Source organism: Capnocytophaga sp. G2, assembly GCF_035282625.1.
GTDB lineage: Bacteria > Bacteroidota > Bacteroidia > Flavobacteriales > Flavobacteriaceae > Capnocytophaga.
The window spans coordinates 1-26593 of record NZ_JAYKBU010000013.1 but is presented as its reverse complement, the minus strand read 5'-3'; the positions used below and the strand labels follow the sequence as shown (position 1 = coordinate 26593).

General features: G+C 36.2%; 27 protein-coding genes and 2 tRNA genes. 19 read left to right on the top strand and 10 right to left on the bottom strand.

Annotated features, from left to right (window positions below; all coding sequences use genetic code 11):
* Positions 1-210: 210 nt before the first annotated feature.
* The 3 genes from VJJ03_RS08345 to VJJ03_RS08335 all read left to right on the top strand — a co-directional run bounded on the left by VJJ03_RS08345 (position 211) and on the right by VJJ03_RS08335 (position 3440).
* On the top strand, positions 211-1212 hold the full coding sequence (locus VJJ03_RS08345; protein WP_009401376.1) for a hypothetical protein: 1002 nt from the start codon (positions 211-213) through the stop codon (positions 1210-1212).
* Between the two features lie 248 nt (positions 1213-1460).
* Positions 1461-2393: a hypothetical protein gene (locus tag VJJ03_RS08340; RefSeq protein WP_009401374.1), complete on the top strand. Its 933-nt coding sequence runs from the start codon at positions 1461-1463 to the stop codon at positions 2391-2393.
* 15 nt (positions 2394-2408) lie between these two features.
* Positions 2409-3440 carry a hypothetical protein gene (locus VJJ03_RS08335; protein WP_216698070.1) on the top strand — a complete coding sequence of 344 codons (1032 nt, stop codon included), beginning with the start codon at positions 2409-2411 and terminating at the stop codon, positions 3438-3440.
* Positions 3441-3593: 153 nt separating this feature from the next.
* Here VJJ03_RS08335 and VJJ03_RS08330 read toward each other — a convergent pair whose 3' ends face one another.
* The 3 genes from VJJ03_RS08330 to VJJ03_RS08320 are packed head-to-tail and all read right to left on the bottom strand — an operon-like array spanning position 3594 to position 5774.
* Complete coding sequence (locus VJJ03_RS08330) at positions 3594-4073, bottom strand: gliding motility lipoprotein GldH (protein ID WP_323974964.1); 480 nt, start codon at positions 4071-4073, stop codon at positions 3594-3596.
* Positions 4066-5424 carry a regulatory iron-sulfur-containing complex subunit RicT gene (locus VJJ03_RS08325; protein ID WP_323974962.1) on the bottom strand — a complete coding sequence of 453 codons (1359 nt, stop codon included), beginning with the start codon at positions 5422-5424 and terminating at the stop codon, positions 4066-4068. The genes VJJ03_RS08330 and VJJ03_RS08325 overlap by 8 nt, the downstream gene beginning before the upstream one ends.
* Before the next feature lie 47 nt (positions 5425-5471).
* Positions 5472-5774 (bottom strand): hypothetical protein, encoded by a 303-nt coding sequence (locus VJJ03_RS08320; RefSeq protein WP_323974960.1) that lies wholly within the window; start codon positions 5772-5774, stop codon positions 5472-5474.
* Between the two features lie 220 nt (positions 5775-5994).
* Between VJJ03_RS08320 and VJJ03_RS08315 the strand changes: the two genes are divergently transcribed.
* The 6 genes from VJJ03_RS08315 to clpB all read left to right on the top strand — a co-directional run bounded on the left by VJJ03_RS08315 (position 5995) and on the right by clpB (position 11626).
* The gene (locus VJJ03_RS08315) at positions 5995-6714 is read left to right on the top strand and encodes a YebC/PmpR family DNA-binding transcriptional regulator (RefSeq protein WP_009401369.1); all 720 of its coding nucleotides are present in this window, start codon (positions 5995-5997) and stop codon (positions 6712-6714) included.
* Positions 6715-6770: 56 nt separating this feature from the next.
* Positions 6771-7448: an MIP family channel protein gene (locus tag VJJ03_RS08310; RefSeq protein WP_323974958.1), complete on the top strand. Its 678-nt coding sequence runs from the start codon at positions 6771-6773 to the stop codon at positions 7446-7448.
* A gap of 159 nt (positions 7449-7607) precedes the next feature.
* Positions 7608-7681, top strand: a tRNA-Ala gene (locus VJJ03_RS08305).
* Positions 7682-7751: 70 nt separating this feature from the next.
* Positions 7752-7931, top strand: coding sequence for a hypothetical protein (locus tag VJJ03_RS08300; protein ID WP_323974956.1), 180 nt, complete (start codon positions 7752-7754; stop codon positions 7929-7931).
* 21 nt (positions 7932-7952) lie between these two features.
* The gene (locus tag VJJ03_RS08295; protein WP_323974954.1) at positions 7953-8528 is read left to right on the top strand and encodes an ADP-ribosylglycohydrolase family protein; all 576 of its coding nucleotides are present in this window, start codon (positions 7953-7955) and stop codon (positions 8526-8528) included.
* Positions 8529-9043: 515 nt separating this feature from the next.
* Complete coding sequence (clpB, locus tag VJJ03_RS08290; RefSeq protein WP_009401366.1) at positions 9044-11626, top strand: ATP-dependent chaperone ClpB; 2583 nt, start codon at positions 9044-9046, stop codon at positions 11624-11626.
* A gap of 106 nt (positions 11627-11732) precedes the next feature.
* On the opposite strand, the gene VJJ03_RS08285 is transcribed toward clpB, so the two are convergent.
* The 4 genes from VJJ03_RS08285 to VJJ03_RS08270 all read right to left on the bottom strand — a co-directional run bounded on the left by VJJ03_RS08285 (position 11733) and on the right by VJJ03_RS08270 (position 12850).
* Positions 11733-11806, bottom strand: a tRNA-Ile gene (locus VJJ03_RS08285).
* Positions 11807-11908: 102 nt separating this feature from the next.
* Positions 11909-12148 carry a DUF6327 family protein gene (locus tag VJJ03_RS08280; RefSeq protein ID WP_009401365.1) on the bottom strand — a complete coding sequence of 80 codons (240 nt, stop codon included), beginning with the start codon at positions 12146-12148 and terminating at the stop codon, positions 11909-11911.
* Positions 12149-12153: 5 nt separating this feature from the next.
* A complete protein-coding gene (locus VJJ03_RS08275; RefSeq protein WP_009401364.1) occupies positions 12154-12504 on the bottom strand; it encodes a hypothetical protein in 351 nt (116 codons plus the stop codon).
* A gap of 19 nt (positions 12505-12523) precedes the next feature.
* Positions 12524-12850: a YtxH domain-containing protein gene (locus tag VJJ03_RS08270; protein WP_040358728.1), complete on the bottom strand. Its 327-nt coding sequence runs from the start codon at positions 12848-12850 to the stop codon at positions 12524-12526.
* Positions 12851-13151: 301 nt separating this feature from the next.
* Between VJJ03_RS08270 and accD the strand changes: the two genes are divergently transcribed.
* A complete protein-coding gene (accD, locus tag VJJ03_RS08265; RefSeq protein WP_009401362.1) occupies positions 13152-14006 on the top strand; it encodes an acetyl-CoA carboxylase, carboxyltransferase subunit beta in 855 nt (284 codons plus the stop codon).
* A gap of 49 nt (positions 14007-14055) precedes the next feature.
* Here the strand turns inward: accD and dtd are convergent, their stop codons facing one another.
* The 3 genes from dtd to epsC form a co-directional block, all read right to left on the bottom strand.
* Entirely contained in the window at positions 14056-14511 is a 456-nt protein-coding gene (gene dtd / locus VJJ03_RS08260; RefSeq protein ID WP_009401361.1) for a D-aminoacyl-tRNA deacylase, read from the bottom strand.
* A gap of 72 nt (positions 14512-14583) precedes the next feature.
* Positions 14584-15516, bottom strand: coding sequence for a cysteine synthase A (cysK, locus tag VJJ03_RS08255; RefSeq protein ID WP_323974950.1), 933 nt, complete (start codon positions 15514-15516; stop codon positions 14584-14586).
* 34 nt (positions 15517-15550) lie between these two features.
* Complete coding sequence (gene epsC / locus VJJ03_RS08250) at positions 15551-16378, bottom strand: serine O-acetyltransferase EpsC (protein WP_323974948.1); 828 nt, start codon at positions 16376-16378, stop codon at positions 15551-15553.
* Positions 16379-16635: 257 nt separating this feature from the next.
* Here epsC and VJJ03_RS08245 point away from each other — a divergent pair, with 257 nt between their 5' ends.
* From VJJ03_RS08245 to VJJ03_RS08205, 9 genes are all read left to right on the top strand, one after another.
* On the top strand, positions 16636-16758 hold the full coding sequence (locus tag VJJ03_RS08245) for a hypothetical protein (RefSeq protein WP_009401358.1): 123 nt from the start codon (positions 16636-16638) through the stop codon (positions 16756-16758).
* A 70-nt stretch (positions 16759-16828) separates the two neighbouring features.
* The gene (locus tag VJJ03_RS08240) at positions 16829-17542 is read left to right on the top strand and encodes a pyridoxine 5'-phosphate synthase (RefSeq protein WP_323974946.1); all 714 of its coding nucleotides are present in this window, start codon (positions 16829-16831) and stop codon (positions 17540-17542) included.
* A 7-nt stretch (positions 17543-17549) separates the two neighbouring features.
* Entirely contained in the window at positions 17550-18320 is a 771-nt protein-coding gene (locus VJJ03_RS08235; RefSeq protein ID WP_009401356.1) for an alpha/beta fold hydrolase, read from the top strand.
* A 9-nt stretch (positions 18321-18329) separates the two neighbouring features.
* The gene (locus VJJ03_RS08230; RefSeq protein WP_009401355.1) at positions 18330-18665 is read left to right on the top strand and encodes a phage holin family protein; all 336 of its coding nucleotides are present in this window, start codon (positions 18330-18332) and stop codon (positions 18663-18665) included.
* 13 nt (positions 18666-18678) lie between these two features.
* Positions 18679-19392 carry a DUF6089 family protein gene (locus VJJ03_RS08225; protein WP_009401354.1) on the top strand — a complete coding sequence of 238 codons (714 nt, stop codon included), beginning with the start codon at positions 18679-18681 and terminating at the stop codon, positions 19390-19392.
* 226 nt (positions 19393-19618) lie between these two features.
* The gene (locus VJJ03_RS08220) at positions 19619-20347 is read left to right on the top strand and encodes an isoprenyl transferase (protein WP_323974944.1); all 729 of its coding nucleotides are present in this window, start codon (positions 19619-19621) and stop codon (positions 20345-20347) included.
* Between the two features lies 1 nt (position 20348).
* Entirely contained in the window at positions 20349-22943 is a 2595-nt protein-coding gene (locus tag VJJ03_RS08215; protein ID WP_009401352.1) for a BamA/OMP85 family outer membrane protein, read from the top strand.
* Positions 22944-23008: 65 nt separating this feature from the next.
* A complete protein-coding gene (locus VJJ03_RS08210) occupies positions 23009-25615 on the top strand; it encodes a DNA gyrase/topoisomerase IV subunit A (protein ID WP_323974942.1) in 2607 nt (868 codons plus the stop codon).
* A 75-nt stretch (positions 25616-25690) separates the two neighbouring features.
* Positions 25691-26170 carry a DUF6756 family protein gene (locus VJJ03_RS08205; RefSeq protein ID WP_323974940.1) on the top strand — a complete coding sequence of 160 codons (480 nt, stop codon included), beginning with the start codon at positions 25691-25693 and terminating at the stop codon, positions 26168-26170.
* Positions 26171-26593: the final 423 nt, after the last annotated feature.

Genomic DNA, 26593 nt, shown 5'->3' with positions numbered 1-26593 from the left:
ACTTAGTAGAAATATAAAGCGTAATGGCTATATCATATTAGTTTGTTTCTATAATGTATTCAATTATATTAAGAAAAGATAATCAACATGAGTTCGATATAAGCAAGTTATAGTAGCAGATTCAATTAATAAAGGTAATTTTATAAAAACAGAAGAATCCTATCAATCTCTAAGTTTCCAAAAATTCCCACTTATTAACTTTAAAGAAAGATGCAAAGAAATATTATTTATATACTACTTTTTATACTATTTTGTCAATGTACAAGCACCATAAGGAAAGATATAAAATGGATTGCAATTACAGACATTTATGAAGAATTTGGTATAAATTCTTATGATATAGAATTCGAGGAGTTCTATTTTGTAGATGAAAACACATTAATTTTATCAGGTTTTAAAGGGATAGGTACCCCTTCTCGGACAGGTATTATTTTTATATCAAAAGACTTAGGAAAAACATATCACAAAATAGAATTTGTTAATGAAAATATTTATTTCATTTCGGTAACTAAAGACTATTGCTTAATTGAAACTGAAAAAACAGACAATCAAAGAAATGCCTATTTGTTAAATAATTCAAATTTAAACTATGAAAAAATAGGAGAATATGATGGAGCTATTTTCTCTTATGGAGCTTTTAATGGGAAAATCTTAGAATGTATATCTTATGATATTTCCAAGTTTACAGATATAGAGACACATAAAATATATAATATACCTGAAAATTGGCAACATAAAAAATACCGATTACACTCAGATAATACATTATATTATGTAGAAAACAAGAACTTGTACACTTACAATCTTCTCACCCAAAAGGAAGAAGTAAAAGTATTGTCTCAGAATTACGATGTTTTGTCAGTTAAAAACGATGATATTTTCTTGGTGAAATTTAATTTTTTAAAAGATAAAGCCACTTTGTATAATTTAGAAGAAAGAGAAATATATACTGAATCTGAAGAAGATATAGAACATTATAAATATAAAGATTTTATATGCCATTATAAATCTTCCACTCCTCATATAGTACTAAATTACTCTTTTGATAAAGGGAATCATTGGTATTCTTATGAAGCGGATAACTTTTTTGCTGCTTCCCGTCCTATCGCTTATTATAAGGACAGATATATCGTATTAAAAGGAGGCGTATACCGAAATTCCGAGAAAGAAAAAGGAGGAGGAAGAATAATGGTAGGAGAATTTGTAAAATAATCTGGATAGTAGTCATACACGTTGTCGCCAAAAAGGAAAATCAGCAGGTTATCAAGCAAGAAAAAAAGCCGTAACTACAAATAGCATTTTTTTGAGTGATAATATAAGGACAAATGATAGCAATGGGGGCTCTAAAGCAGGAAATTACAATGATTTATATGAAATAGAATCTCTTGATATAACTCGGATCGGAATGCTCCTTATTTGAGTTTATCTCCAAGTTCCTCAAAAAAGTTTAAACACGTTTTATGAAAAGAATTATTATCATATTTATTTTAATAACTTTTATTAGTTGTAGAGATAAGAAGAACGCTAATAATATAGCCACCGAACCTACACCTACAGATACAGAAGTTGCTATAGCAACTTTAAAAGCATTTTATTCCTCAGCGTATAATGATTCGGTACATAGCCGTAAAGTACTTTTCAAGCAATATGTTTCCAAGCAATTGTTGGAAAAGATTGACGAACTATCTGCTGATATGACATTAGATTACGACCCTTTTATAAATGGACAAGATTTTTTTGCTGATGTTCTCAATAGTACATTAAAAATAACACCTTTAGAAAACAAAAATGAATACCGATGTTGTTTTTTACTATTTGGAAACACTTATGAAAAAGAAACTTGTGTAGACTATTTATTAGAAAAAGATAAGGACGGGCATTTTATAATTTCTAAAATATTAAATGATGATATTTTAGCAGGGAAAAGAGATGTAATGCCTAGTGATGACGATAGTGATTTAGGAAAGATTCTTTTTAGGAAAAAAATGGATATAAACAAAGATGGCATTGAGGATAGGTTTATTGTTTATGATTCAGGAGATGATGATCTTTTTGCGACCATAAAGATAGTTTTAAGTAATAAAAATAGAGAAAAACTATTTTTTAATAGTAAGATAATTAATAAAACCATTACAAGTGGAGAAGGTTTTAGAAATATTTCTTTTGAAAATCGTTTTTTCACTATTGAAGAAAACACCTCTACAGATCCAATACAAATAAAATACACTACTTTTTCAATAGATTATAAAACAAATGAAATTTTTCTTTACAAAGTAGAGGTTTCAAATATTTTCAACAATGCATCTGATGATTTTGATATAATTCGAACTCAAAAAGACTTTGGAAAAGTCTCTTTTGAAAATTATGACCCTGAAACACTAAAATTATTTTAATTTTTAACTTTTGAAGTGAAAACAACCTTTCTCATATTATACTCATTCCTATTGTTAAGTACTTGTCAGCAACAGCAAGTTCAGTATGACAATAGTGTAGCCACCACTACAGTTACTGAAACTGTCGGGAACGAAAATTCATCAAAAAATGAGATTTTTATAGGAAAAGAATTTTATGCCGGTGATGAGCTTTCGGATTATGAATGTATAAAAAATAGTAATCATTTTAAATCTGATAGTCTTTGTTATAGTGTTTACAAACCATTGAACTATCATTATTTTGTTTTTAGTTTAGAAAAGTTTCTTTCAAATGAAGATGTAGAAAAATTCCGTATATTAGATACACTGCATCTTAAAAACATTGCTCATATTAATTTCATCCATAATGAGTTGGGAGCGTCTTTATTTTTAGATGATAAAAAAATAAAAGAATGGAATCTTAATAAGACTCCCAATATTACCACTCCTAAGGACATCGTCATAACAGAAGGGGGGATCATTCAAAATGATAGTGGGGAGATCATTCAATTTAAAAATATTACTAAGGTCATCAATCGCATACAAAAATCTAAGCTCTTTACGCTAAAAAAAATGTATCAACACGACCTCAATCAAGATGGTTATAAAGATATCTTTCTTGTTTTTAAAAATAACAACGATTTAAAGTCTGATGACCATAAGACTTTGGTTGCCCCTGTTATCTTGTTAATTCATCAAGGAGGTGATAAGTACAAATTCTTTCACAATGAAAAAATCTATCCAAGTATGGAAGGTTTTTTCTTCAAAAGAATTGCTTTTAAAGACAATTTTTTCACTATTGAATTAGATACTGAAGTACCTGATGAATATACCGCTGAAAAGTATATCACTTTTAAATATAGTAAAAATAAGATTGTTCTACACCGATTTGGAGATATCACCTATTGGTGGGATGAGAGAAAGCCTTTCAATGCTCAACTAACGCAAAAAGACTTTGGAGAAATCCTTTTTGAAGATTATGATCCTGAAAAAATAAACGAAATAATATATGAATCAAGAAAGATTTAAAAAATGAAAGCAACCTTTCTCATATTATACTCATTTCTGTTGTTTTCATTTTTTCCTGCAATTCCTTTGGAAATATAGCATGCTTAAGGAGTTCTTCTGCAAGAGCTAATTTTTTAGGGAACATCACAGCCTCTACTAACTATTGGAGACTTATTACCGACCACTGCCCTCTATTTGGAATCCTACTTCGGTGATGCCTTGTAGGTTCTCCACGCCTTTTTCCTTTCCTAAACTGCGGTCGGCCTGTTCTATGGAAAATGTATAGGTTCCCTTGGTGGGGAAGATAACCCCCTCCTTATACCATAACTTACTGTTCTTGATAGTAGCCCCTTCTCCCAACCATTTACCCTCAGCAGTAGCCATCTCATACTCCAAAGTATCCACTATGATCTGGTTATTAGGGAACTCCATTTTGGTAATAAGAAAGATATTACTATAAGGATAATCATTATTATTTCTTAGCATAATGAAGAGGTTGTGCTTCTGTACTGTATCAGTAGCCTCATAGCGAAAGGCAATAGGTTTGTGAGCTTGCCACCCTTTAGGGAGGGTTTCGTATTCGCTATATTGTATGTTCTCTCCACAACTTACCAAAAGGAGAATTGTTATTAGGAAAAGAAAAGACTTATTCATCGGATTTTGGAGTAGTTTTACTGGGTTTTTTGAAAGGTTTCCTGCTGTTTTTTTTAAGATTTTGTCCTTGAGAGGATGCCTTCTCTTGTCTTTGTTGGGCACTTATATGCTTTTGAGGAGGATTGTAAAAGGGTTTTTTATTAATAGGATATGGCTTTCCTTCTTCAGGTATTTCTTTTATAGAAGGTAGTACTTTTTCCTTATTAGGAATAGTCTCTGTAACCGTATTTTCTATATCAGTAGGAGTGTTTTTGATACTTTGTCTTTTCTTGGATTTATACTTTCTGGGTTTTTCATCAAAACGGGTGAGGCTTCCTTCTTGAGAATTATCAAGAGGAGTTGTTTTAGCAGGGCTATCTTCCTCCTGCATATACTCTTCAAGGCTTGCCACAGGTTGTTTTTGTTTGTTTAATTCCAGAATTTCTTTTACTTGATCTACAGTGAGTTTATGCCAATTAATGAAATCACCCTCATAGGTGAACCACATTAAGCGCTTGAAGATATCTACCTTCTGACAAGAGGCAATCCCTTTATCAGTCAAGAGTTTAGTATCGGTACGAGGGAAATCCTTAAGCGCTTCTAAATAATAGTCTAGCTCAAAATTGAGATCACATTTGAGTTTGCCACATTGTCCCGCCAATTTCTGGGGGTTGAGTGAGAGCTGCTGGTAGCGCGCTGCGGCAGTCGTTACGCTACGGAACTCGGTGAGCCAAGTGGAACAACTGATTTCTCTCCCACTGGAGCCAATTCCACCGAGACGTGCTGCTTCTTGGCGGTAACCTATTTGTCGCATTTCTATACGAGTGGAGAATTCTTTAGCCATATCTTTGATAAGCTGACGAAAATCTACACGACCTTCAGCAGTATAATAGAAAGTCGCTTTTGAACCATCTCCTTGATATTCCACATCAGAAATTTTCATCTCTAGACCTAAGGCGATAGCGAGCTCTCGGGAGCGTTTCTGTAAAAACTCCTCTTTGGCACGATGTTCTTTCCAAACTTCTATATCACGTTCTGTTGCTTTACGGTATATTTTTGGTAGAGTAGGTGATTGTGCATCTGCTTTTTTCTTTTTCATCTGAATGCGCACTAACTCTCCAGTGAGGGAAACGGTACCTATGTCATGGCCTGAAATGGTTTCGGTAGCCACCATATCCCCTATTTGTAAGGGGAGCTTATGTACATTTCGGAAAAACTCCTTGCGGCTGTTCTTAAAGCGTACTTCTACGCAGTCAAAAGCCTCTTGCCCAGCAGGCAGCGGGATATCGGAAAGCCAGTCATAAACGGAGAGTTTGACACTTCCGTAGTTATACGCTATTTTATTATGTGAAGGTTCGTTGTTGTAAATCATTGATTGAAAATAATACTTTTCTAAGAGGGCAAAAATACGCAAAAAAGTCAAGAATAAAAAGTTAAATATACAGTTTCTGAAAGTTCTTGTACTTTCTCTGTCAAGGAGAGTATTCCCAAAGAAAGATCCGTTTGCAGAAAAAACTTATAAGAGAACAACTCATAAAAAACAGAATGAACGGTAAGGGTATATTCCCCTACTGATAATTTCTCCATGATAAAACTCCCGTCTCCTTGAGAGAACACTGCTCTAACCATCTTCCCCTCTTTGTCTGTTAAGGTACCAGTGACTTTAAACTGACCCCAGCAACAAAGAGGAATAAGTAGGCATAAAAATAAGAAAGATTTCATAAAAATATCACAATAAGAGAATCAATTATCCATGATGAAAAAGCTCAGTACAAAGTTAGTATTTTTTTGTTTTACGACAGGAATTTAACATTCTTTTTTGTTATTTTATATTAGATATAAACAAATATAGTAGTGATAATATTTTTTAGCTATATTAGGTGAAATTTTTCAAGAAAAGCCGTATATTTGCACGCATTTTAACAAGATAATTGAAGAGAAAATGGGAAGAGCATTTGAATTTAGAAAAGCCCGCAAATTCAAGCGTTGGGCTGCAATGGCGAAAACATTTACACGGTTAGGGAAAGATATTGTAATGGCTGTAAAAGAGGGAGGTCCTCATCCTGAAACTAATGCTCGCTTGCGTGCCGTTATGCAAAATGCGAAAGCAGCCAATATGCCTAAGGAAAATGTAGAACGTGCCATTAAGCGTGCTACTGAAAAGGATACAGCTAATTATAAAGAGATTCTTTTTGAGGGGTATGCTCCTCATGGAATTGCTGTTTTAATAGAAACAGCTACTGATAATAACAACCGTACTGTGGCGAATATTCGTAGCTATTTTAATAAATATAATGGCACTTTAGGTACTTCAGGTTCTGTGGAATTTATGTTTGACCATACTTGTAATTTTCGTATTAATGGAGAAGGGATAGATCCTGAGGAGTTGGAGTTGGAGATGATAGATTTTGGTGCAGAAGAGGTATTTGTAGATGAGGACGGTATTTTAATTTATGCTCCTTTTGAGAGCTTTGGAGCTATCCAGAAGGAATTAGAAAGTCGCAATATAGAGATTCTTTCTTCTGGTTTTGAGCGTATTCCACAGGTAACTAAGGAGCTTACTCCTGAAGAGCAAGCCGATGTGGAAAAACTCCTTGAAAAAATAGAAGAGGATGATGACGTTCAGAATGTGTATCATACCATGAAAGAGAGCGAGGAATAAAGGTGTAAGTTCTGATAAAAAATATTTTTCTTAGAAATAATAAAATTAGTAATATAATGAATATGAAAAAGTATTTAGCAGAAATGTTTGGCACGATGGTACTTGTTTTAATGGGTTGTGGTGTTGCTGTAAGTTTAGGATGTACCAATGATATTCCTTCAACAGTGATTGGCACAGCACTGGCTTTTGGTTTGTCAGTTGTAGCCATGGCTTATACCATTGGCGGTATTTCAGGTTGTCATATCAATCCAGCCATTACGTTAGGTGTATTTCTTTCAGGGCGTATGAGTGGCAAAGATGCAGTAGGCTATATGGTCTCACAGGTGATTGGAGCACTGATTGGTTCAACTCTTTTGTATATTTTGACCTCAAATGCAGGTTTAACAGGTACGGGAGCCAATGACCTACAGGATGCTAATGTAACAATATTAGGTGGTTTATTAGCTGAAATTATTTTTACTTGTGTGTTTGTGCTTATCGTTTTGGGAACAACAGCAAAGGATAATGGTACCACGAACAAATTCGCTGGTTTGGCAATTGGTTTAGGCTTGGTACTCATTCATTTAGCTTGTATTCGTTATACAGGTACCTCAGTGAATCCCGCGCGTAGTATTGCTCCAGCTCTTTATGCGGGAGGTACTGCTTTGCAACATCTTTGGATTTTTATTGTAGGACCATTCATTGGTGCTTGTTGTGCAGCAGGTATTTGGAAAGTGATTGAAATCAAGAATTAAGAAGTGATTGGACTTTATAGGAAAGGCGCTAATTCTTTGTAATTGTTCTCTAAAGATTGGTTATAATAAGAGCCTTGTATGCTAGGAGAATTGGCGACGAAAAAAACAGAAAATATTTAGGTGGTTAAAGAGAAAAGTTGTATCTTTGCCACTGACTCTGGGGGATTGGCGCAGCTGGCTAGCGCGTTTGCATGGCATGCAAAAGGTCACGGGTTCGAATCCCGTATTCTCCACTTCAATACTACAAATGACCAATGACAAATCCTCTAGGTATTAGTCATTGGTCATTAATCATTATTCGTTATGTTAGGTGCTATTATAGGTGATATAGTTGGCTCCCGTTATGAATTTGCTAATATCCATACGACAGATTTTGAGCTATTTACTCCTTACAATGGCTTTACCGATGATGCTATATGTACCATTGCGGTAGCCGATGCGCTTCTTCAGGGAAAACCTTTTAAGGACAGCCTGCTCTATTAGTGTAGAAAATATCCTTCGCCTATGGGTGCTTATGGGGCGCGCTTTGGTCGGTGGGTGCATAGTGCTAACCCACAACCGTATAATAGTTTTGGCAATGGTTCCGCTATGCGAGTAGCCCCTTGTGGTTGGTTAAGTTCTTTGGAAGAGGTACTAAAAGCCGCTCGCCTGAGTGCCGAATGTACCCATAACCATCCCGAAGAGATCAAGGGTGCCCAGTGTGTAGCGCATGTCATAGCCTTAGCACTTAGGGGCAGTGGAAAGGGTAAAATCAAGCAAACTACTACACAAACCTATGGCTACGACCTCTCCACTAGTTGTGATGTCCTACGCAAAAACTATTCCTTTAATGAAACCTGTCAAGGAACTGTTCCACAGGCTATCACCTGTTTTTTAGAAAGTAATGACTTTGAGAGCGTCTTACGCTTGACTGTCTCCATAGGAGGCGACAGTGATACTCTTGCAGCTATTACAGGTGGTATCGCCGAAGCCTATTACGGTATTCCTACAGCCATAGAAACCCAAGCCATGAGCTACTTAACGGAAGAGTTTAAGAAAGTGGTGAGGGAGTTTAGAGAGAAGATAATAGGTAAAGGATAACAAGTAAAAGGTAATTATGCGGATCAGTAATTAAAATACTATTTGCTAAATTATAGGATACAAATTGTTGGTCATTAATTGATTATACTATACAAATATTTTTTACTATTGATTGGTGTTAAAGTAAAAGATAACAGGGATAATACGCTCATAGAGTTTGCGCTATTCTTCAAAAACATCTTTTTAGAGGGCTAAAAACGGTTCTTTTCAAGTGTTTTTTTGGAAAAATATTTCTACAATAATATCTCATAATTGTTCTTGAATGTTTTTTCTTGTGTAGGGTTCATATTCTGTAACTCAAGTATGTTGCAAAGATAATTAATTATTTTTTATTCTCCTTCCTGACATTTCCTCCTCTTCTCTCTGTCATTTTTTTGTATCTCAAACCTTTAGGAATCAACGCTTATTTCTGGTATCTTTCCAACACTCCTTCTAAAATATGACAAATTGACATATTTTTGTTTTTGGAATATTTCTTGTTAATTGTAGTACAAATCACAATTAAAGGGAAATCTATGAATTTTAATAACTATACTATTAAGTCCCAAGAGGCTATTCAAAGAGCGCAGCAACTCGCTCAAAGTCTTGGGCAGCAAGATATCCAAGTGGAGCATATCTTCAAGGGAATCCAAGAGGTAGATAACAATGTGCTACCTTTCATTCTCAAAAAGTTGCAAGTGAATGTTACAGCTCTTAATCAATCTGTAGAGAAAGTTCTTAACTCCTACCCTAAAGTACAGGGCGGGGAAATGTCCCTTTCACGTACTGCAGGGGAGGTGCTTACGGAGGCAAGTAATATAGCTAAAAAGATGAATGATGAATATGTCTCTATAGAACATTTGCTTTTAGCTATCTTTAAAATTAAGAACCAAGTAGGACAGGCTCTTAAGGAACAGGGTGTAACTGAGAAAGAGTTTGAAAAAGTGATTGCAGAACTTCGTAAGGGAGAGCGTGTAACTTCTGCCTCCGCGGAGGAAACTTACAACTCGCTTAACAAATATGCTAAAAACCTTAACCAACTTGCTCATAGTGGTAAGCTTGATCCCGTTATTGGTCGTGATGAAGAAATCCGTAGAGTACTTCAGATTCTTTCTCGCCGTACTAAGAATAATCCTATGCTCGTAGGAGAACCTGGGGTAGGAAAAACGGCTATCGCAGAAGGTTTGGCACATCGTATTGTTAACGGAGATGTACCTGAAAACCTTAAGGATAAGACTATCTACTCCTTGGATATGGGCGCCCTTATTGCAGGGGCAAAGTATAAAGGAGAATTTGAGGAACGACTTAAATCGGTAGTGAAAGAGGTTACCTCTTCCGATGGAAACATCATTCTTTTTATTGATGAAATACATACTCTTGTAGGAGCGGGTGGAGGAGAAGGAGCTATGGATGCTGCCAATATTCTAAAACCTGCTTTGGCACGTGGTGAACTTCGTGCAATCGGAGCTACTACTTTGGATGAATACCAAAAGTATTTTGAAAAAGATAAAGCTCTTGAGCGTCGTTTCCAAAAAGTGATGGTGGAAGAACCAGATACCGAGAGTGCTATTTCTATTCTCCGAGGAATTAAAGAAAAATATGAAGCACATCATAAGGTACGTATTAAGGATGATGCTATTATTGCCGCTGTGGAACTCTCTGAGCGATACATCCCTAACCGTTACTTACCTGATAAGGCTATTGACCTGATGGATGAAGCGGCTGCTAAGCTCCGTATGGAAATTAATTCCAAACCAGAGGAGTTGGATGTACTTGACCGTAAGATAATGCAATTAGAGATTGAAATAGAGGCGATTAAGCGAGAAAATGATGAGGAAAAGCTTCGATTGCTTAATGCAGAACTTGCTAACCTTAAAGAAGAACGTAATGCTTTATTTTCTAAATGGCAAGGAGAAAAAACTTTGGTAGATGAAATACAGGCTGCTAAGAATAATATAGAAAACTATAAGTTAGAAGCCGAGCGTGCTGAACGTGAGGGAAACTATGGAAAAGTAGCAGAGCTTCGTTATGGGAAAATTAAGCAAGAAGAGGCAAAACTTGAAGACCTTCAGAAGGAAGTAGAAGGACATGAAATGTCCATGATTAAGGAAGAGGTAACACGTGAAGATATAGCCGAGGTAATTGCCAAATGGACAGGAATACCTGTAACTAAGATGATGCAAGGTGAGAGAGAAAAACTTCTTCATTTGGAGGAAGAGTTGCATAAAAGGGTTGTAGGACAAGAGGAAGCTATTGCAGCTGTTTCCGATGCGATTCGCCGCAGTCGTGCAGGCTTACAGGATCCTAAAAAACCAATTGGTTCCTTCCTTTTCTTGGGAACCACTGGAGTCGGAAAAACAGAGCTTGCCAAGGCACTTGCTGAATATCTCTTTGACGATGAGAATGCAATGACACGTATTGATATGAGTGAATATCAAGAAAAGCATGCTGTGAGTCGTTTGGTAGGAGCACCTCCTGGATATGTAGGCTATGATGAGGGAGGACAACTTACCGAGGCTGTACGTCGCCGTCCTTACTCCGTAGTTTTACTTGATGAGATAGAAAAAGCACACCCTGATACTTTTAATATCCTTTTGCAGGTGTTGGACGAAGGAAGGCTTACTGATAATAAAGGTCGTACGGCTGATTTTAAGAATACTATTATCATTATGACCTCCAATATGGGTAGTCATCTTATTCAAGAAAGTTTTGAGAACAATAAGGATATAGAGCAAGCTACCGAAAAGGCAAAAGATGAAGTATTACAGCTTCTTAAGCAGACAGTACGTCCTGAGTTCATTAACCGTATAGATGATATAGTAATGTTCACTCCTCTTACTGAGGCAAATATTAAGCAAATTGTTCGCTTACAACTCAATGCTATCATTAAGTTGGTAGCTCGTGAGAATATCCTTTTAGAAGCTACAGATGAAGCGATAGATTATTTAGCAAAGAAAGGATATGATCCACAGTTTGGAGCTCGTCCTGTAAAGCGTGTCCTACAGAAGGAAGTCATGAATGCTCTTTCTAAGGAAATTCTTAAGGGAAGTATCAAAGCCGGAAGCATAGTACTTATAGACTCCTTTGATAATGGGCTTGTGTTCAGAAATAAAGATTAAATAAATATTTATAAGTCTTAGAGAAAGAGATGTCCTTTAGCTTAGGGCATCTCTTTTTTTCAAAATGAAAAAACACTTACATTTTTGTAAGTGTTTTTATTTGAGGTGGTCCAGCTTGGGCTCGAACCAAGGACCCCCTGATTATGAGTCAGGTGCTCTAACCAGCTGAGCTACAAGACCTCTCTTTTTTCAGGGTGCAAAATTACAACCTTTTTCTCATATATCAAAATTTTACACTTTACTTTTTTAAATGAAGTATATAGAATGCTGATTTTAATAAGGTTATCTGTTAAAAAATCTTCTAAGCAAAAAACCTCCTATCAAGGCGAGTAGGCTCCTTTGCTTGTTTATGATAGACTCTTTTAGTTGTGCTATAGAATCTGAAAACAACTTACTGATAGAAAGATTACGTAAGAGTGATTGATAGTCACTTTTTAGACATACAAGATCTATGTCCTTTTTTAGTTTAAGGGCACGCAGGTCTTTCTCTATTTCATTAAAAGAGGTATATTTCCTTTCCATGTTGGTTATTCTTTAAAATATATTTCAGATAATTTTCCTAATATAGGTTTGTGGATAAGAAACCTACGGAACCTATAGATAATAAGTAAGCCTATAAGGAATATAACTCCCATGATTAAAAATCCTAAAGCATCACTACCGAGCCATTGTCCTATGGCAAAAGCAGAGGCACATGCTAGGAAAAAAGCAATAACCAAGGCAAAAAGCCCTACTACAAATAGGCTTACCAATCCTGCAGCTGACTTGGCTATAATACGGAAAATATATAGCTTATAATATTCCGTATAGGAATCAATGGTGGACTCTACTTCGTTAGGTAAGTTTTTTGCTGTTTCCTTTAGTTCACTCAGTGCCATAATAATTACTTAGTTTGGGTTATTTTTGTAATTTAGCATTTGCTTTCTTGAGATCCTCTAACTTTCTCTCTAGAGCGTTAATAATCTCTTCTGTCTTATAACTAGACTTGGATAGCAGTCTTTCTACATTTTCTTCTAAAGTGCCCTTGAGTTTTAATTTCTTTTCTTTTAAATTCTCATTCAAATGAGTGAGTCTATCTCTTAGACCATCAGAAACATCTTCTAATGATTTTCTAATGCGTTTGCGTGTTTTCTTTCCTTCATCAGGAGCGAAGAGAATACCTACACTTAGTCCGATAGCAGCACCTACAACTAGGCCTGCTAATGTATTTCCTATTTTAGACATGATTAAATAGTTTTTAATGTTGGGCAAAGATACACTTTTATTTCTAAAAATAATCATTTTAGGATGTTATTTTTTGTAAAAAGAATGACTTTATTCTTGTAAAAAGAAAAAGGATATTAAGAAGTTAAAAGTCAGATTTTTATGATTTGTAAAAGAAAAAACTTATGAACATTAACACAAAGAGTATAATTAGTTTAGGAAAAAAATAGTAATTTTGCCCAGTTCAATGATGAGATACTGAATATGTTTAGTGATAAAAGATGTTAATCAGTATTCTTAATTTAGAAATTAAAAAACGCATATGTCTTGGTTTAAGCGAAAAACAAAAGGAATACAGACAGCCACTGAGGAGAAAAAGGATATTCCACAGGGCTTATGGTATAAATCTCCTACGGGTAAGATTATTGAGACAGAAGAACTTGCTCAGAATTTCTATATCAGTCCAGAAGATGGTTACCATGTACGTATAGGGAGTAAGGAATATTTTGAAATTCTCTTTGATGGGAAATTCAGTGAATTGGATAAAACTATGAAATCCAAAGATCCTTTGGATTTTGAGGATACAAAGAAATACAAAGATCGCCTCAAGGAAGCCCAGAAGAAGACAAACTTATATGATGCTGTTCGTTGTGCTGTAGGAGAATCTAAGGGAAGGGAACTTGTGATTGCCTGCATGGACTTTGAATTTATTGGTGGGTCTATGGGAAGTGTTGTAGGAGAGAAGATTGCTCGCGGAATTGATTATGCTATTAATAATCGCTTGCCTTTCATGATGATATCCAAGTCTGGAGGAGCTCGTATGATGGAGGCAGCTTTTTCTCTTATGCAGATGGCGAAAACATCTGCTAAGCTTGCACAGTTGGATGATGCAGGATTACCTTATATTTCTCTTTGTACTGACCCTACTACAGGAGGAGTAACTGCCTCCTTTGCTATGTTGGGAGATATTAATATAGCTGAACCGGGCGCACTAATTGGTTTTGCAGGACCTCGCGTGGTTAAAGATACTACAGGGAAAGATCTCCCTGAAGGATTCCAAACAGCAGAATTTGTACAAGAACATGGCTTTTTGGATTTTATTGTGAACCGTAAGGAGCTTAAGGATAAGGTAAATCTGTATATTGACCTTATCATGAATTTGCCCGTAAGAGCATAGTTTTGGTGAAAGTCAGAAACCTAATTATAATAAATGCGTGATTCTGTAGTCAGAAATCGCGCATTTTGCTATCTATAAAAATAGTAACAGGACCATCGTTACAGAGTTCCACCTGCATATTGGCGCCAAAAACTCCTGTAGCAACCGTTGTTTGTGCTATTTTATTAAGAGTTTTAATAAATTGTTCATACAAGGGGATTGCTATCTCTGGCTTTGCTGCCCGAATGTAGGAAGGGCGATTTCCTTTTTTAGTATTTGCATGTAGGGTGAATTGGCTAACTACCAATAAGGAAGCATCTGCCTCTTGCAAAGAGAGATTCATTACCCCATTGCTATCATTAAACAGGCGAATCTGTGCAATTTTCTTACATAGATAATCAATATCATCTTGGTTATCGGCTTCTTCTATTCCTAAAAAGATAAGTAGACCTTGTAAAATCTCTGAATGGATAGTTCCTTTGATGGAAACACTAGCTTTCTTTACGCGCTGTATAAGTATACGCATATTATTTTTTGGCAAAGATACAAAAAAATAACCCTTTGTTATAGAAAGCAAAGGGAATTTTCTAAGATTAATTTATGATAGATTGAAGGGATTTTCCTCAAACAAGTCTGCTACAGACCAATAACGGTCTCCTGAGTCATAATTAATGGTGAGAATAGTTTCATTCTCTTTGATTTCAGGAAGCTTTTTAGCAATAGCGGCAAGAGAAGTTCCTGTGGAAATACCCGCTAAGATACCCTCAGTTTTCACTAAGCGACGAGTATAATCATAAGCTTCATCTTTATCAATAGTGATAATACCATCATAAATAGAAGTATTAAGTGTTTTAGGGATAAATCCTGTCCCAATACCTTGTAAAGGATGAGGTCCCGGTTTACCCCCACTAAGCACAGCAGAAGTAGCAGGCTCTATTCCTAATACTTTTGTTCTTGGAAACTTCTGTTTTAGAATTTCTCCGATGCCAGAGAGATGCCCTCCCGTTCCAATGCCAGAGATGAAATAATCCACTCCTTGTGGAAAGTCATCTACAATCTCTTGGGCGGTAGTAAGGCGATGGATTTCAGGATTAGCAGGGTTTTCAAACTGCTGTGGAATCCAAGAATTGGCAATAGAAGCAGCAAGTTCTTTGGCTTTCTCTACGGCTCCTCCCGTTCCCTTTTCTTTAGGAGTGAGTACGAAAGAAGCTCCATAAGCAGAAACAAGTTTGCGACGCTCTACACTCATGGATTCTGGCATAACAAGAACTAACTTATATTCCTTTACTGCAGCTACCAAAGCCAATCCTACACCAGTATTTCCAGAGGTAGGCTCAATAATAAGGGTATCTTTATTAATAAGCCCTTCTTTTTCCGCCTTTTCAATCATTGCAAGGGCAATGCGATCCTTGATACTTCCACCAGGGTTGCTTTTTTCAAGTTTAATCCAAACCTGATGTGTAGGGAAAAGCCTAGATAGACGAATTACGGGAGTGTTTCCTATAGCTCCCAAAATGTTACTGTACTTCATAAAATGTAAATATAATATTTAATAAAAATTGTTTCTATATATGAAAAAAGATAGGCTCAGTAGTAGGAGTCCTTTGCTTGGTAATCATCTCATTTTTATGGTATATAACTGTATATGGTTCAATACTCTCAGTAAGCCAGACATTTCCTCCAATGATACTATCATGACCAATATTTGTGTTTCCTCCCAGAATAGTAGCCCCTGAGTAAATAATAACATTATCACCTATTTTTGGGTGTCGTATGGTATTCATTTTATCTTTGGAAACAGAAAGAGCTCCTAAAGTAACTCCCTGATATATCTTTACATGGTTTCCAATCACGCAAGTTTCTCCAATGACTATGCCTGTGCCATGATCTATACAGAAGTTCTTACCAATTTGTGCAGCAGGATGGATATCTATCCCTGTTCTACTGTGAGCGAATTCCGACCAAATACGTGCCAATAGCTTCAAATCTCGTAACCATAATTGATGGGCAAACCTATGAATAACAATAGCATAGAAACCAGGATAAGCGATATATACTTCCTCTAAGTTCTGTGCAGCAGGATCATTCTCTAAGATGGTTTGTGCATCGGATAATAGTGTAAGATATATCTCCTCCATATTGTTAAAAAGGAATAGAGTTTCTCTTTGAGCTGTTTGATCAGATTTACAATAATCATAGATGATTTGAGAAAACTCTAATTGCTTTATCTTCAACCGTTGCTCTATCTCATAATGACATTCACAGGGGACCATATCCAGGTTAAAAAGTAAGCGGTATAGGCTATCTATAAAATCCTCTGCTTTCCTCTTAGGAAGTATATTTTTGATATCCCTTCGCTGTTCTATTATGAGATTGATAAGTGAGTTATCCATGATTATTATATATTCTATTTTAGAATTTTTTACAATGGAGATATTGTAAATATTTTTTGCAAAAATACATATTATTTTGGAAACAAAAAATTTAAAAAACGTGTTTTTTAGAAAAATATTTTAAAACAAATAAAGTCTAATCAGTATATTGTACAATATACTGATTTTCATGGATATATATTCATGTTTTGATTTAGTTAAAATAAATTTATTTATTGAGAAAAAGCAATATCTTTGTCAGAAAAAATAGAATACAGATGATACAAGATATAATTACATATACTTTGGTGGCATTTGCTGTTGTTTTCTTAGTGAAAAAATTCTTTTTTACTAAAAAGAAAAGATGTGGAGGAGGTCCTGATTGTAAATGTGGAGGATAAGTTTCATAATATTAGGAATGTAGTAAAGAAAATAATTTGTACCTTTGCACCCACTTAAAGAAATAAATAAATGACAAAGCTTAGTGTAAATATTAATAAAATAGCTACATTGCGTAACTCACGAGGAGGTAATGTACCTAATTTATTGCAAGTAGCTACTGATCTTCAAGAATTTGGAGCAGAAGGAATTACGATTCACCCACGCCCAGATGAACGTCATATCCGTTATCAAGATGCTTTGGATTTGAAGCAAATAGTACATACTGAATATAACATAGAAGGAAATCCTATTCCAAAGTTTATGGATTTGGTTCTACAGATAAAACCTACGCAAGTTACCCTTGTTCCAGATGCTGAGGATGCTATTACTTCCAATGCAGGTTGGGACACTCTTATTCATCAGGCTTATCTTACTGAGATAGTAGCTGAATTCAAGCGTAATGGCATTCGTACTTCTCTATTTGTGGATCCCATTCCTAAAATGATAGAAGCCGCTGCTAAAACAGGTACTGATAGAGTGGAACTCTATACAGAGGCTTATGCTAAAGGGTATGCCTTTGGTAATAAAGAAGCCATAACACCTTATATACTTGCGGGGAAGGTAGCCGATAGTATAGGATTAGGGCTTAATGCGGGACATGACCTTAATTTAGATAACTTACACTATTTCAAAGAAAATATTCCTTCTCTTTTAGAAGTTTCTATAGGACATGCTCTTATAAGTGAAGCTCTGTATTTAGGTTTACAAAATGTAGTAAGTATGTATTTATATCGTCTTAAATAATAATATTATGGAACTTGTTAATTCACAAATAGTAGGAGAGGGAAAACCTTTAGTTATATTACATGGCTTTTTAGGTATGGCAGACAATTGGCGAACCCTATCACTTCGTTTTGCAGAGGTGGGCTATCAAGTACACGTGATAGATGCCCGTAACCATGGACATAGTTTTCATTCTTCTGAATTCTCGTATGCTTTGATGGTAGAGGATCTTATTCGTTATATGGATTTCTATCATATTGATTCGGCTCCTATTATAGGGCATTCTATGGGAGGAAAAACAACTATGCTTCTGGCAGTAACCTATCCTAAGCGTGCTGAACGCATTGTGGTGGTGGATATGGCTCCTAAATATTATCCTGTACATCATAAGGTAATATTGGATGCACTTTCAACTTTAGATTTTTCTCAAATTAAAACTCGTGAAGAAGCCGATAAACAATTAGGAAAATTCATCATAGAACCTTCTGTGCGTCAGTTCTTGCTTAAGAATGTGTATAGAAAGACTTCTGAAGAATTAGGTTTGCGTATTAATTTGCCGGTTCTTAGAGAACGTGTCGCTGAGATTGGTACAGCACTTCCTGTAGGAACTGTTTATAATGGGGAAACACTTTTTGTGGTGGGAGGAAAATCCTCTTATGTATTGCCAGAGGATATGACTCTTATCAAACAACATTTTCCAAAGGCTGAACGAGTAGTTATACAGGATGCAGGGCACTGGATACAGGTAGAAAAACCTAAGGAATTTTTTGAGACAACCTATCAATTTTTACAAAAATAATTTATTAAAATGAAGTATATACTTAATATTATTATTACCAGTATACTTATTTTGGGTCTAAGTAGGGTATTGCCTCATATTTATGTGAGAGATTTCTCAGATGCTTTACTTTTTGCCTTAGTGGTAAGTATTTTAAATGTATTTCTAAAGCCTATTTTGGTAGTGCTTTCTTTTCCTATTACAGTTGTTACCTTCGGATTATTTCTAATCATTATCAATACAATTATCATTATCTTAGCTGATAAGCTTATTGAAGGGATAGAAATAGTAGGTTTTTGGTATGCTGTTCTCTTTAGTCTTTGCCTTTCAGCTGTTCAGTCACTGTTGCAAGGCAGGTCTAATTAATTAAAAAGATACAATGCGAAAATATATTTTTCTTTTTTTTATAGGAATATCTTTCTTCTCTAAAGTGAGTGCACAATATAATGAGATAGGTGTATTCTTTGGAGGAGTGAATCCTATCTCCGATATAGGAGCTACTTATTATGTGTTTCCTACCAAGCCAGCTGTGGGATTTTTATATAAGCGTAACTTATATAAACAACTTTCTGCACGGGCTGATATTAAATGGTTTGACCTTTGGGATAGTGATGCTAGAGCAACAACAGAAGCACGCAAAAATAGAGACTTTTCTTTTAAAAATAGAATGGTGGAAATGGGAGTGGGAGTAGAATATGATTTCTTACATTTTGATACTCATGAGCCCTTTAAGCTACTTTTCACTCCTTATATACATACAGGATTTTATTATTTTAAGATGGATAGGCTATATTTTGATAATCTTGCTCTTACAGGACAGGAAGCTAAGCATCAAAAATATCCTGAAAGAGATGAATCATGGGCGATTCCTTTTACTTTAGGGGTTAAAACACGCTTGTGGGGATCACGCTTTCTGGTAGGGGCAGAAGTGAGTTTACGTTATACTTTTACTAATAATCTAGATGGTAGCTATTCCTCCAAAGGAGTGAAGTTTGGAAACCTTAATACCCCTGATTGGTATATGGTCTCAGGTTTTTATCTTACTTATACTTTTGGGGCAAAAAAATGCAACTGTTTTGAATTTGCTAAATAGAACACTTTTGTTTTTTTTTGAAATAATTATAGATTGTTATATAGGATATCCCTATTACTATATTGTAATAAGGGATATTTTTATAAAAAAAACTTAAAAAAGTAATCTTCTTTTTTATGATTGCTAAAAAAATAAAAATAAGATGTTATTTGTTAAAAAATATCTCCTTAAATTAAAGAAAAAATCATATCTTTGCCACTTGATAGCAATTGGCAAATAGATATAGATGAATATAGATAAGGAAAGGTTACCCAAACATTTAGCAATCATAATGGACGGAAATGGACGTTGGGCAAAACAACAAGGCAAGAAACGTATTTTCGGGCATGAAAAAGGAGCGAGGACTGTACGTAAAATTATAGAGGAAGTCTCTCAGATTGGAATTCCTTATCTTACACTATATACTTTTTCCTCTGAAAATTGGAAGCGACCTAAGTTAGAGGTAGATGCACTGATGCATTTGCTGTCAAGATATTTAAAAAAAGAGATGGCTGTTATGCAGAAGAATAATGTCCGACTTAATGCCATAGGAGATCTGCAGAGCCTACCTAAAAGTATTCAGAGAGAACTTCAAAAGGCTATGGAGTTTACTCAAAATAATACAAAAACAACTGTGAGTCTTGCTTTAGGATATGGAGGACAACAAGAAATCTTGCAGATGGTTCAGCGAGTAGCTCAGAAGGTGGAAAAAGGAGAACTCTCTCCTTGTGATATTACTCCTAATATTGTGGAGGAATCACTTTATACTAAGGGAATTCCTCCAGTGGATTTGCTTATTCGTACCAGTGGAGAGTATCGTATCAGTAATTTTCTTCTTTGGCAGATAGCTTATGCAGAATTATATTTTACTAATGTTCTTTGGCCTGATTTTACTCCTGAAGAACTACATAAAGCCCTTTTAGATTATCAAAATAGAGAACGCAGATTTGGAAAAACCAGTGAACAACTTACTTAGTATGAGAACATTTGTATACATTTTTGGGATACTTTTTCTCAATATGGCTTATGCACAACAGGATGAAACCAGCAAGGACTTTGCCGTGAAAGATACTCTTATCACTCAAGAGACAGAGCTTACTTCCCTTGAAAAGGGAAGGGAGTTTATCATAGGAGGAATAGAGGTAAAAGGTGCAAAGCACTACAATGCACAAACGATTATTGTCGCCTCTGGACTTAAAGTTGGGGACAAAATTACAATTCCTAGTGAAAAATTTACCCGTATTATTCATAAATTATGGGATTATCAAGTATTTAACGATATTGATATCTATATTACTAAAACAGAAGGTGATAAAGTATTCTTGGAGTTCGCTATTCAAGAAATGCCTGAACTTGTAGAGGTGCAGGTTGTAGGTCTCCGTAAGAGAAAGGGAGAAGAACTTATAAAGAAGTTAGAGCTTACTAAGGAACAGCTTGATAAGGGCAAGAAACTTAATGAGAGCCTTATTGCTAAAACAAAATCCTATATCACTAATAAATATAAGAAGGAGGGTTATCTTAATACAAAGGTGAATATCTCTACCCAAGAGGCTGATTCTTTGGGAACAAAGGAGAAAATGCTTATTCATATAGATAGAGGTAATAAGGTAAAGATTAATCATATTACTTTTGAAGGAAATGAAAAATTTACCGATGTTAAACTTCGTCGCCAATTGAAAAAGACTAAGCAGCGCTTCTTTGGACGGTTTTGGAAACGTTCTAAATATGTACAAGATAAATACAAGGAAGATATCTCTTCCCTGATTGACTTCTACAAAGAAAATGGATATCGTGATGCACGTGTAACTCATGATACTATTTATGATGGAAAAGAAAATATTGATATTAAGATTTCCTTAGAAGAGGGTAAAAAATACTATTTTGGAGATATTAAATTCTTAGGGAATACCGTTTATAGCAATCAAGCGCTCAGTCATATACTAGGGCTCAAGAAGGGAGAAGTATATAATGGAGTACAGCTTCGTAATCGTATCAATGATCCCAAAGATCCAGATGCTAATAGTATCTCTAACCTTTATCAGAATACAGGGTATCTTTTTTCACAAATTAATCCAGTAGAAACCTCAGTGGTAAATGATACTATTAATTTTGAAATTCGTATTCATGAAGGAAAACCTGCCCATTTTAATAATATTTCTATTGCAGGAAATACTATTACCAATGATAGGGTTATTTATAGGGAACTCCGTACCCGACCAGGATATTTGTATTCCAAAGAGGATGTAATCCGTACCGTACGTGAACTTTCTCAATTAGGTATGTTTGATGCTCAAAAAATTAACCCTCAAATAAAGAATCCTGACCCTAATTCAGGAACTGTAGATTTGGAATACGGATTGGATGATACTAGCTCTTCTAGCCAAATTCAACTACAAGGAGGTTATGGAGGAGGAGGTTTTATAGGTACCTTAGGGCTTAATTTTAATAACTTCTCTATACAGAATATATTTGATAAGAAATCTTATCGCCCACTTCCAATGGGAGATGCTCAAAGGCTTTCCTTGAATGTGAGTGCTAGTCGTTCTTATCGAGTCGCAAGTTTTTCTTTTATGGAACCATGGATGGGTGGAGAACGTCCTGTACAGTTCTCCGTATCATTTAATTATTCTGTAAGCTATAACTATAACTACTATACTTATGATGTAGATAAAAGTAAACGATTCTATATTACAGGGGTTACTTTAGGTTTGGCTAAGCGCTTAAGAGTACCTGATGATTATTTCCAATTGGCCCAGTATATTAGCTATAATTATTATGATTTAAGAAATTATAATACTACGCTTTTTACCTTTGGAAATGGACATTCTAATGCCCTTGCCTATACTATATCTTTGAGCAGACGTTCTAGTGGACCTAATCCTATTTTTCCATTGGGGGGAAGTGATTTTACCATCACAGCTAAGCTTACTCCACCTTATTCATTATTCAGTAATGTGGATTATAAGTCCCTTATGGAGCAACGTGCCCAGGCAGCATCTCAAAAGAATACCAATCGTATTTCAGAAATTGATCAAGAGCGTTTCAAATGGCTTGAATATTATAAACTTCGCTTACAAGGGATATGGTACTTAAATCTTGTGGATAAGTTAGTATTGAAGCCAAGCGTGGATTTTGGTTATTTAGGCTATTATAACCGACACCGAGGAACTGTACCATTTGAGCGTTTCTTAGTGGGAGGAGATGGTATGGCTTATAATACTTTGGAAGGACGTGAATACATACAAATGCGAGGTTATCCTAATCAATCCCTTTCTTCACGGGATGGAGATGTGATTTATAACAAATTCTCCTTAGAAATGCGCTATCCTATTACTCTGAAACCCACTGCTTCTATCTATGGATTGGTGTTTGCTGAAGGAGCTAATTCTTTCCAGAGTTTTTCTCAGTATAATCCTTTTGATATCAAGCGATCTGCAGGATTTGGAGTACGTATCTTCATGCCTATGCTCGGATTGTTAGGTTTTGATTTTGGATATGGATATGATGGAATCAATGGGCGAACTACTCCTCACGGATGGGAAACACACTTTATTTTTGGACAACAGTTTTAATATCAGGTAAAAAGTAAAAGGTAATAGGTTTTCCTTTTACTTTTTATCTTTTGCTTTTTACTTTTATGGAAGAAAATACTCCTATAGAACAAAATCTATCTTCTGAAACTCCACAAGGAGATTCCCAAGAGACTATTACTCGTATCAGTGGAATGTATGAGACTTGGTTCTTGGACTATGCTTCTTATGTGATCTTAGAGCGGGCTGTTCCTGCTATAGAGGATGGCTTTAAGCCTGTACAACGACGTATCATGCACTCCATGGACGAGTTGGAGGACGGTCGCTATAACAAGGTAGCCAATATTGTAGGGAATACCATGAAGTACCATCCCCATGGTGATGCTTCCATTGGCGATGCCATTATTCAATTAGGACAAAAGCAACTTTTGATTGATACACAAGGAAGCTGGGGAAATATCCTCACAGGTGACGATGCAGCTGCTCCCCGATACATTGAGGCACGACTCTCTCACTTCGCTCTTGAAGTGCTCTTTAGCCCTAAGGTAACCCAGTGGCAAAAAAGTTATGATGGGCGTAATGATGAACCCGTACACTTACCTGTGAAATTTCCTTTGCTCTTAGCCCAAGGAGCCGAGGGAATCGCTGTGGGACTCTCTACCAAAATTTTACCCCATAACTTTAATGAACTTATTGAGGCTTCTATTCAGTACTTAGAAGGAAAGCCCTTTGAACTCTATCCTGATTTTCCCACCGCAGGTATCATGGATGTGGCAGGCTATAACGATGGGATGCGAGGAGGACGCATTAGAGTGCGTGCTAGGATTTCCCAAAAGGATAAATCCACCTTAGTAATTACCGAAATTCCTTTCGGAACCACCACCTCATCCCTGATTGATTCTATTCTTAAAGCCAATGAAAAGGGAAAAATAAAAATACTCAAGGTAGATGATAATACTGCCAAGCATGTGGAAATATTGGTACACCTGCCCAAGGGAATTTCCCCGGATAAGACCATAGATGCTCTCTATGCCTTTACCGATTGTGAACTCTCTATTTCTCCACTCTGCTGTGTGATTGAGGATAACAAACCCCACTTTATTAGAGTGAGCGATGTACTGCGCAAGAGCACCGATCGCACCGTGGAGATTCTCAAAAAGGAGTTGGAGGTAAAGCTTGATGACCTTGAGCAAAAATGGCACAACGCCTCCTTGGAGAAAATATTTATTCGCGAGGAGATGTATATTGACTTTAAGAAATATAATGACAAGGAAAGCCTTTTTGCCTACCTATACGAGCGCTTTGAACCCTTCAAGGAACAACTCTTACGCCCTATCACCGATGAGGACTTGGAACGCCTTACCCAAATTCCTATGATTCGTATCACTCGCTATGATACCTACAAGGCCGAGGAAAATCTCCTAAAGATAGAAGCTGATATAGAAGTGGTCAAAAATCACTTAGCCAATTTGATTTCTTTCACCATTGACTATTTCAGGAATTTGCAAAAGAAATATGGCAAAGGTAAGGAGCGCAAAACGCAGATACGACCTTTCGACACCATTGAGGCTACCAAGGTAGTGGTACGTAACCTTAAACTCTATGTCAATCGGGAAGAGGGTTTTGTGGGTACCTCTCTCAAAAAAGACGAATATGTAGCCGATTGTAGCGATATAGACGATATTATCGTCTTTACCGCTGATGGGAAAATGATTATTACCAAAGTAACCGAAAAGAGCTATATAGGTAAGAATATTGTTCATGTGGGGGTATTCAAGAAGAATGACACCCGTACGGTGTACAACTTAGTGTATCGTAATGGAAATGACAAAATCTCCTATATTAAGCGCTTTACCGTAACGGGAATTATCCGTGACAAGGAATATGATGTGATAGAACCACATAAGGATTCTCAAATCCTATACTTTTCAGCCAATCCCAACGGAGAGGCGGAGGTGATAACCATCATACTCCGTCAGGCAGGTAGCGTAAAGAAACTCAAATGGGATATCAATTTTGCTGATATTCTTATCAAAGGAAGAGCCTCTCGCGGAAATATCGTGACAAAGTACGCCATTAAGCGTATAGAACTCAAGGAAAAAGGTATATCCACCCTCAAGCCACGCAAGATATGGTACGACCCTATTGTACACCGTCTCAATACCGAAGGGCGTGGGGAGCTGCTTGGCTCCTTCAAGGGTGAAGATAGGTTACTACTGATTGGTAAGGATGCCGTAGTGAAGACAGTGATTCCTGATCTCTCCCTACACTTTGACCCGAACCTGCTCATCATAGAAAAGTGGAATCCCGAAAAGCCTATTTCGGTCATTCACTACGAAGGAGAGAAGGAACGCTACTTTGTCAAACGCTTCTTAGTGGAAAACCCCAACCGTGAGGAACTGGTTATCTCCGATCACCCTAAGTCTCAGCTGCTTTTTGTCTCCACTCAGTGGCGTCCTATGGCGGAGGTCGTATTTACCAAGACAGGCAGAGAGCGTGCCGAAAACCAAACGGTCAATATAGAAGAGTTTATCGCTATCAAGGGTATCAAAGCCATTGGTAACCAACTCACCACTGAGCGTATCAAGGAGATTATTCCTTTGGAGCCACTTCCATACGAAGAACCTCAAACAGTAGAAGAACCCACCGAAGAAGAGGAAACCGCAGCACCAGAGGCGACACAACCCGATTTGTTTAGCGGATTAGATCAGTAGTCAGTGGTCAGTACTCAGAAGTTAGTGGCTATTATATAATTCAACTTATTCAGAGACAAACAAAAGAAATAACTAATGGCAAAGAAAAAACGAACCTGGACAAGTCTTAGAACAGAAATAGCACAATTAGTGGTTCAATTGCAGATTTCTTCAGAGGATTTTCGCTTATTAGGGATAGAAGAATGGAAAGCTGTAGAGACTCAGATTTATAAGACATTCTGCAAGCATCAAAGAGGTAGGTACTATTGGCTTTGGGAGGATTTCTCTCAAGAAGCGGTTGCTTTTGTTCCGCCTCATAATCCTGAAAATTATCTTACTGAACTTATTGATGCACAGGAAGAGATATTCTTTATCTTTGCGGAATCTCAGAATGATAAGTTTTGGTTTTATGAAGGGAGGATAACCCCAGTACTCCCACTTATAGGAGAACTTCGTCATTATGATGAGTTTTATTTTGTTTCTAAGAAATACGAATGGCTTATAGCTATTAATCATCATGATGCTCTTATTGCTACAGGCAGTAAAACAGAGGCCTTGAAAACTATTATCTCATAGAGGAATAAACCAGCCCCAATTAGTAACCTCAATTCATCACCACGCTGGTGATGAATTGTAAAACACTGATAGCTAACAACTAATGAGAGTTCGACGTAAGCAAAATTATATTTTTTCTCCCACAAATTCCACGGATTTTCACGGATAAATAAGACCAAAGGTCTTATACAAATCTGTGTAAATTGCAACAACACAATTACACAGGCATAGAAAATCTGTGAAATTCGCAAAAATCAGTGGGAGCTTTTGTTATATCGAACTCATGTTAAATTACAAAGCTTGCGAAACTTAAATCAATAATTCCTAATAAATCTCTGTTATAAAAAGTAGTTATGGATGAAGAAGTGGTGGTGCTTCAAAAAGTATGATACAACTTTAGATGTACCCATAATTGATATAAAAGAAAGCTAAAGCAAAGGCCTT

What these genes read in the sequence shown, in the direction of transcription:
- VJJ03_RS08300 (WP_323974956.1), top strand. Translation starts at nt 7,752, where the DNA reads ATGTTAGGTGCTATTATAGGTGATATAGTTGGCTCCCGTTATGAATTT.
- VJJ03_RS08270 (WP_040358728.1), bottom strand. Translation starts at nt 12,850, where the DNA reads ATGTCTAAAATAGGAAATACATTAGCAGGCCTAGTTGTAGGTGCTGCT.
- VJJ03_RS08315 (WP_009401369.1), top strand. Translation starts at nt 5,995, where the DNA reads ATGGGAAGAGCATTTGAATTTAGAAAAGCCCGCAAATTCAAGCGTTGG.
- epsC (WP_323974948.1), bottom strand. Translation starts at nt 16,378, where the DNA reads ATGGATAACTCACTTATCAATCTCATAATAGAACAGCGAAGGGATATC.
- VJJ03_RS08320 (WP_323974960.1), bottom strand. Translation starts at nt 5,774, where the DNA reads ATGAAATCTTTCTTATTTTTATGCCTACTTATTCCTCTTTGTTGCTGG.
- VJJ03_RS08280 (WP_009401365.1), bottom strand. Translation starts at nt 12,148, where the DNA reads ATGGAAAGGAAATATACCTCTTTTAATGAAATAGAGAAAGACCTGCGT.
- VJJ03_RS08275 (WP_009401364.1), bottom strand. Translation starts at nt 12,504, where the DNA reads ATGGCACTGAGTGAACTAAAGGAAACAGCAAAAAACTTACCTAACGAA.
- accD (WP_009401362.1), top strand. Translation starts at nt 13,152, where the DNA reads ATGTCTTGGTTTAAGCGAAAAACAAAAGGAATACAGACAGCCACTGAG.
- VJJ03_RS08215 (WP_009401352.1), top strand. Translation starts at nt 20,349, where the DNA reads ATGAGAACATTTGTATACATTTTTGGGATACTTTTTCTCAATATGGCT.
- VJJ03_RS08330 (WP_323974964.1), bottom strand. Translation starts at nt 4,073, where the DNA reads ATGAATAAGTCTTTTCTTTTCCTAATAACAATTCTCCTTTTGGTAAGT.
- VJJ03_RS08235 (WP_009401356.1), top strand. Translation starts at nt 17,550, where the DNA reads ATGGAACTTGTTAATTCACAAATAGTAGGAGAGGGAAAACCTTTAGTT.
- VJJ03_RS08310 (WP_323974958.1), top strand. Translation starts at nt 6,771, where the DNA reads ATGAATATGAAAAAGTATTTAGCAGAAATGTTTGGCACGATGGTACTT.
- VJJ03_RS08340 (WP_009401374.1), top strand. Translation starts at nt 1,461, where the DNA reads ATGAAAAGAATTATTATCATATTTATTTTAATAACTTTTATTAGTTGT.
- cysK (WP_323974950.1), bottom strand. Translation starts at nt 15,516, where the DNA reads ATGAAGTACAGTAACATTTTGGGAGCTATAGGAAACACTCCCGTAATT.
- VJJ03_RS08345 (WP_009401376.1), top strand. Translation starts at nt 211, where the DNA reads ATGCAAAGAAATATTATTTATATACTACTTTTTATACTATTTTGTCAA.
- VJJ03_RS08325 (WP_323974962.1), bottom strand. Translation starts at nt 5,424, where the DNA reads ATGATTTACAACAACGAACCTTCACATAATAAAATAGCGTATAACTAC.
- clpB (WP_009401366.1), top strand. Translation starts at nt 9,044, where the DNA reads ATGAATTTTAATAACTATACTATTAAGTCCCAAGAGGCTATTCAAAGA.
- VJJ03_RS08210 (WP_323974942.1), top strand. Translation starts at nt 23,009, where the DNA reads ATGGAAGAAAATACTCCTATAGAACAAAATCTATCTTCTGAAACTCCA.
- VJJ03_RS08225 (WP_009401354.1), top strand. Translation starts at nt 18,679, where the DNA reads ATGCGAAAATATATTTTTCTTTTTTTTATAGGAATATCTTTCTTCTCT.
- VJJ03_RS08205 (WP_323974940.1), top strand. Translation starts at nt 25,691, where the DNA reads ATGGCAAAGAAAAAACGAACCTGGACAAGTCTTAGAACAGAAATAGCA.
- VJJ03_RS08220 (WP_323974944.1), top strand. Translation starts at nt 19,619, where the DNA reads ATGAATATAGATAAGGAAAGGTTACCCAAACATTTAGCAATCATAATG.
- dtd (WP_009401361.1), bottom strand. Translation starts at nt 14,511, where the DNA reads ATGCGTATACTTATACAGCGCGTAAAGAAAGCTAGTGTTTCCATCAAA.
- VJJ03_RS08230 (WP_009401355.1), top strand. Translation starts at nt 18,330, where the DNA reads ATGAAGTATATACTTAATATTATTATTACCAGTATACTTATTTTGGGT.
- VJJ03_RS08245 (WP_009401358.1), top strand. Translation starts at nt 16,636, where the DNA reads ATGATACAAGATATAATTACATATACTTTGGTGGCATTTGCTGTTGTT.
- VJJ03_RS08240 (WP_323974946.1), top strand. Translation starts at nt 16,829, where the DNA reads ATGACAAAGCTTAGTGTAAATATTAATAAAATAGCTACATTGCGTAAC.
- VJJ03_RS08295 (WP_323974954.1), top strand. Translation starts at nt 7,953, where the DNA reads ATGGGTGCTTATGGGGCGCGCTTTGGTCGGTGGGTGCATAGTGCTAAC.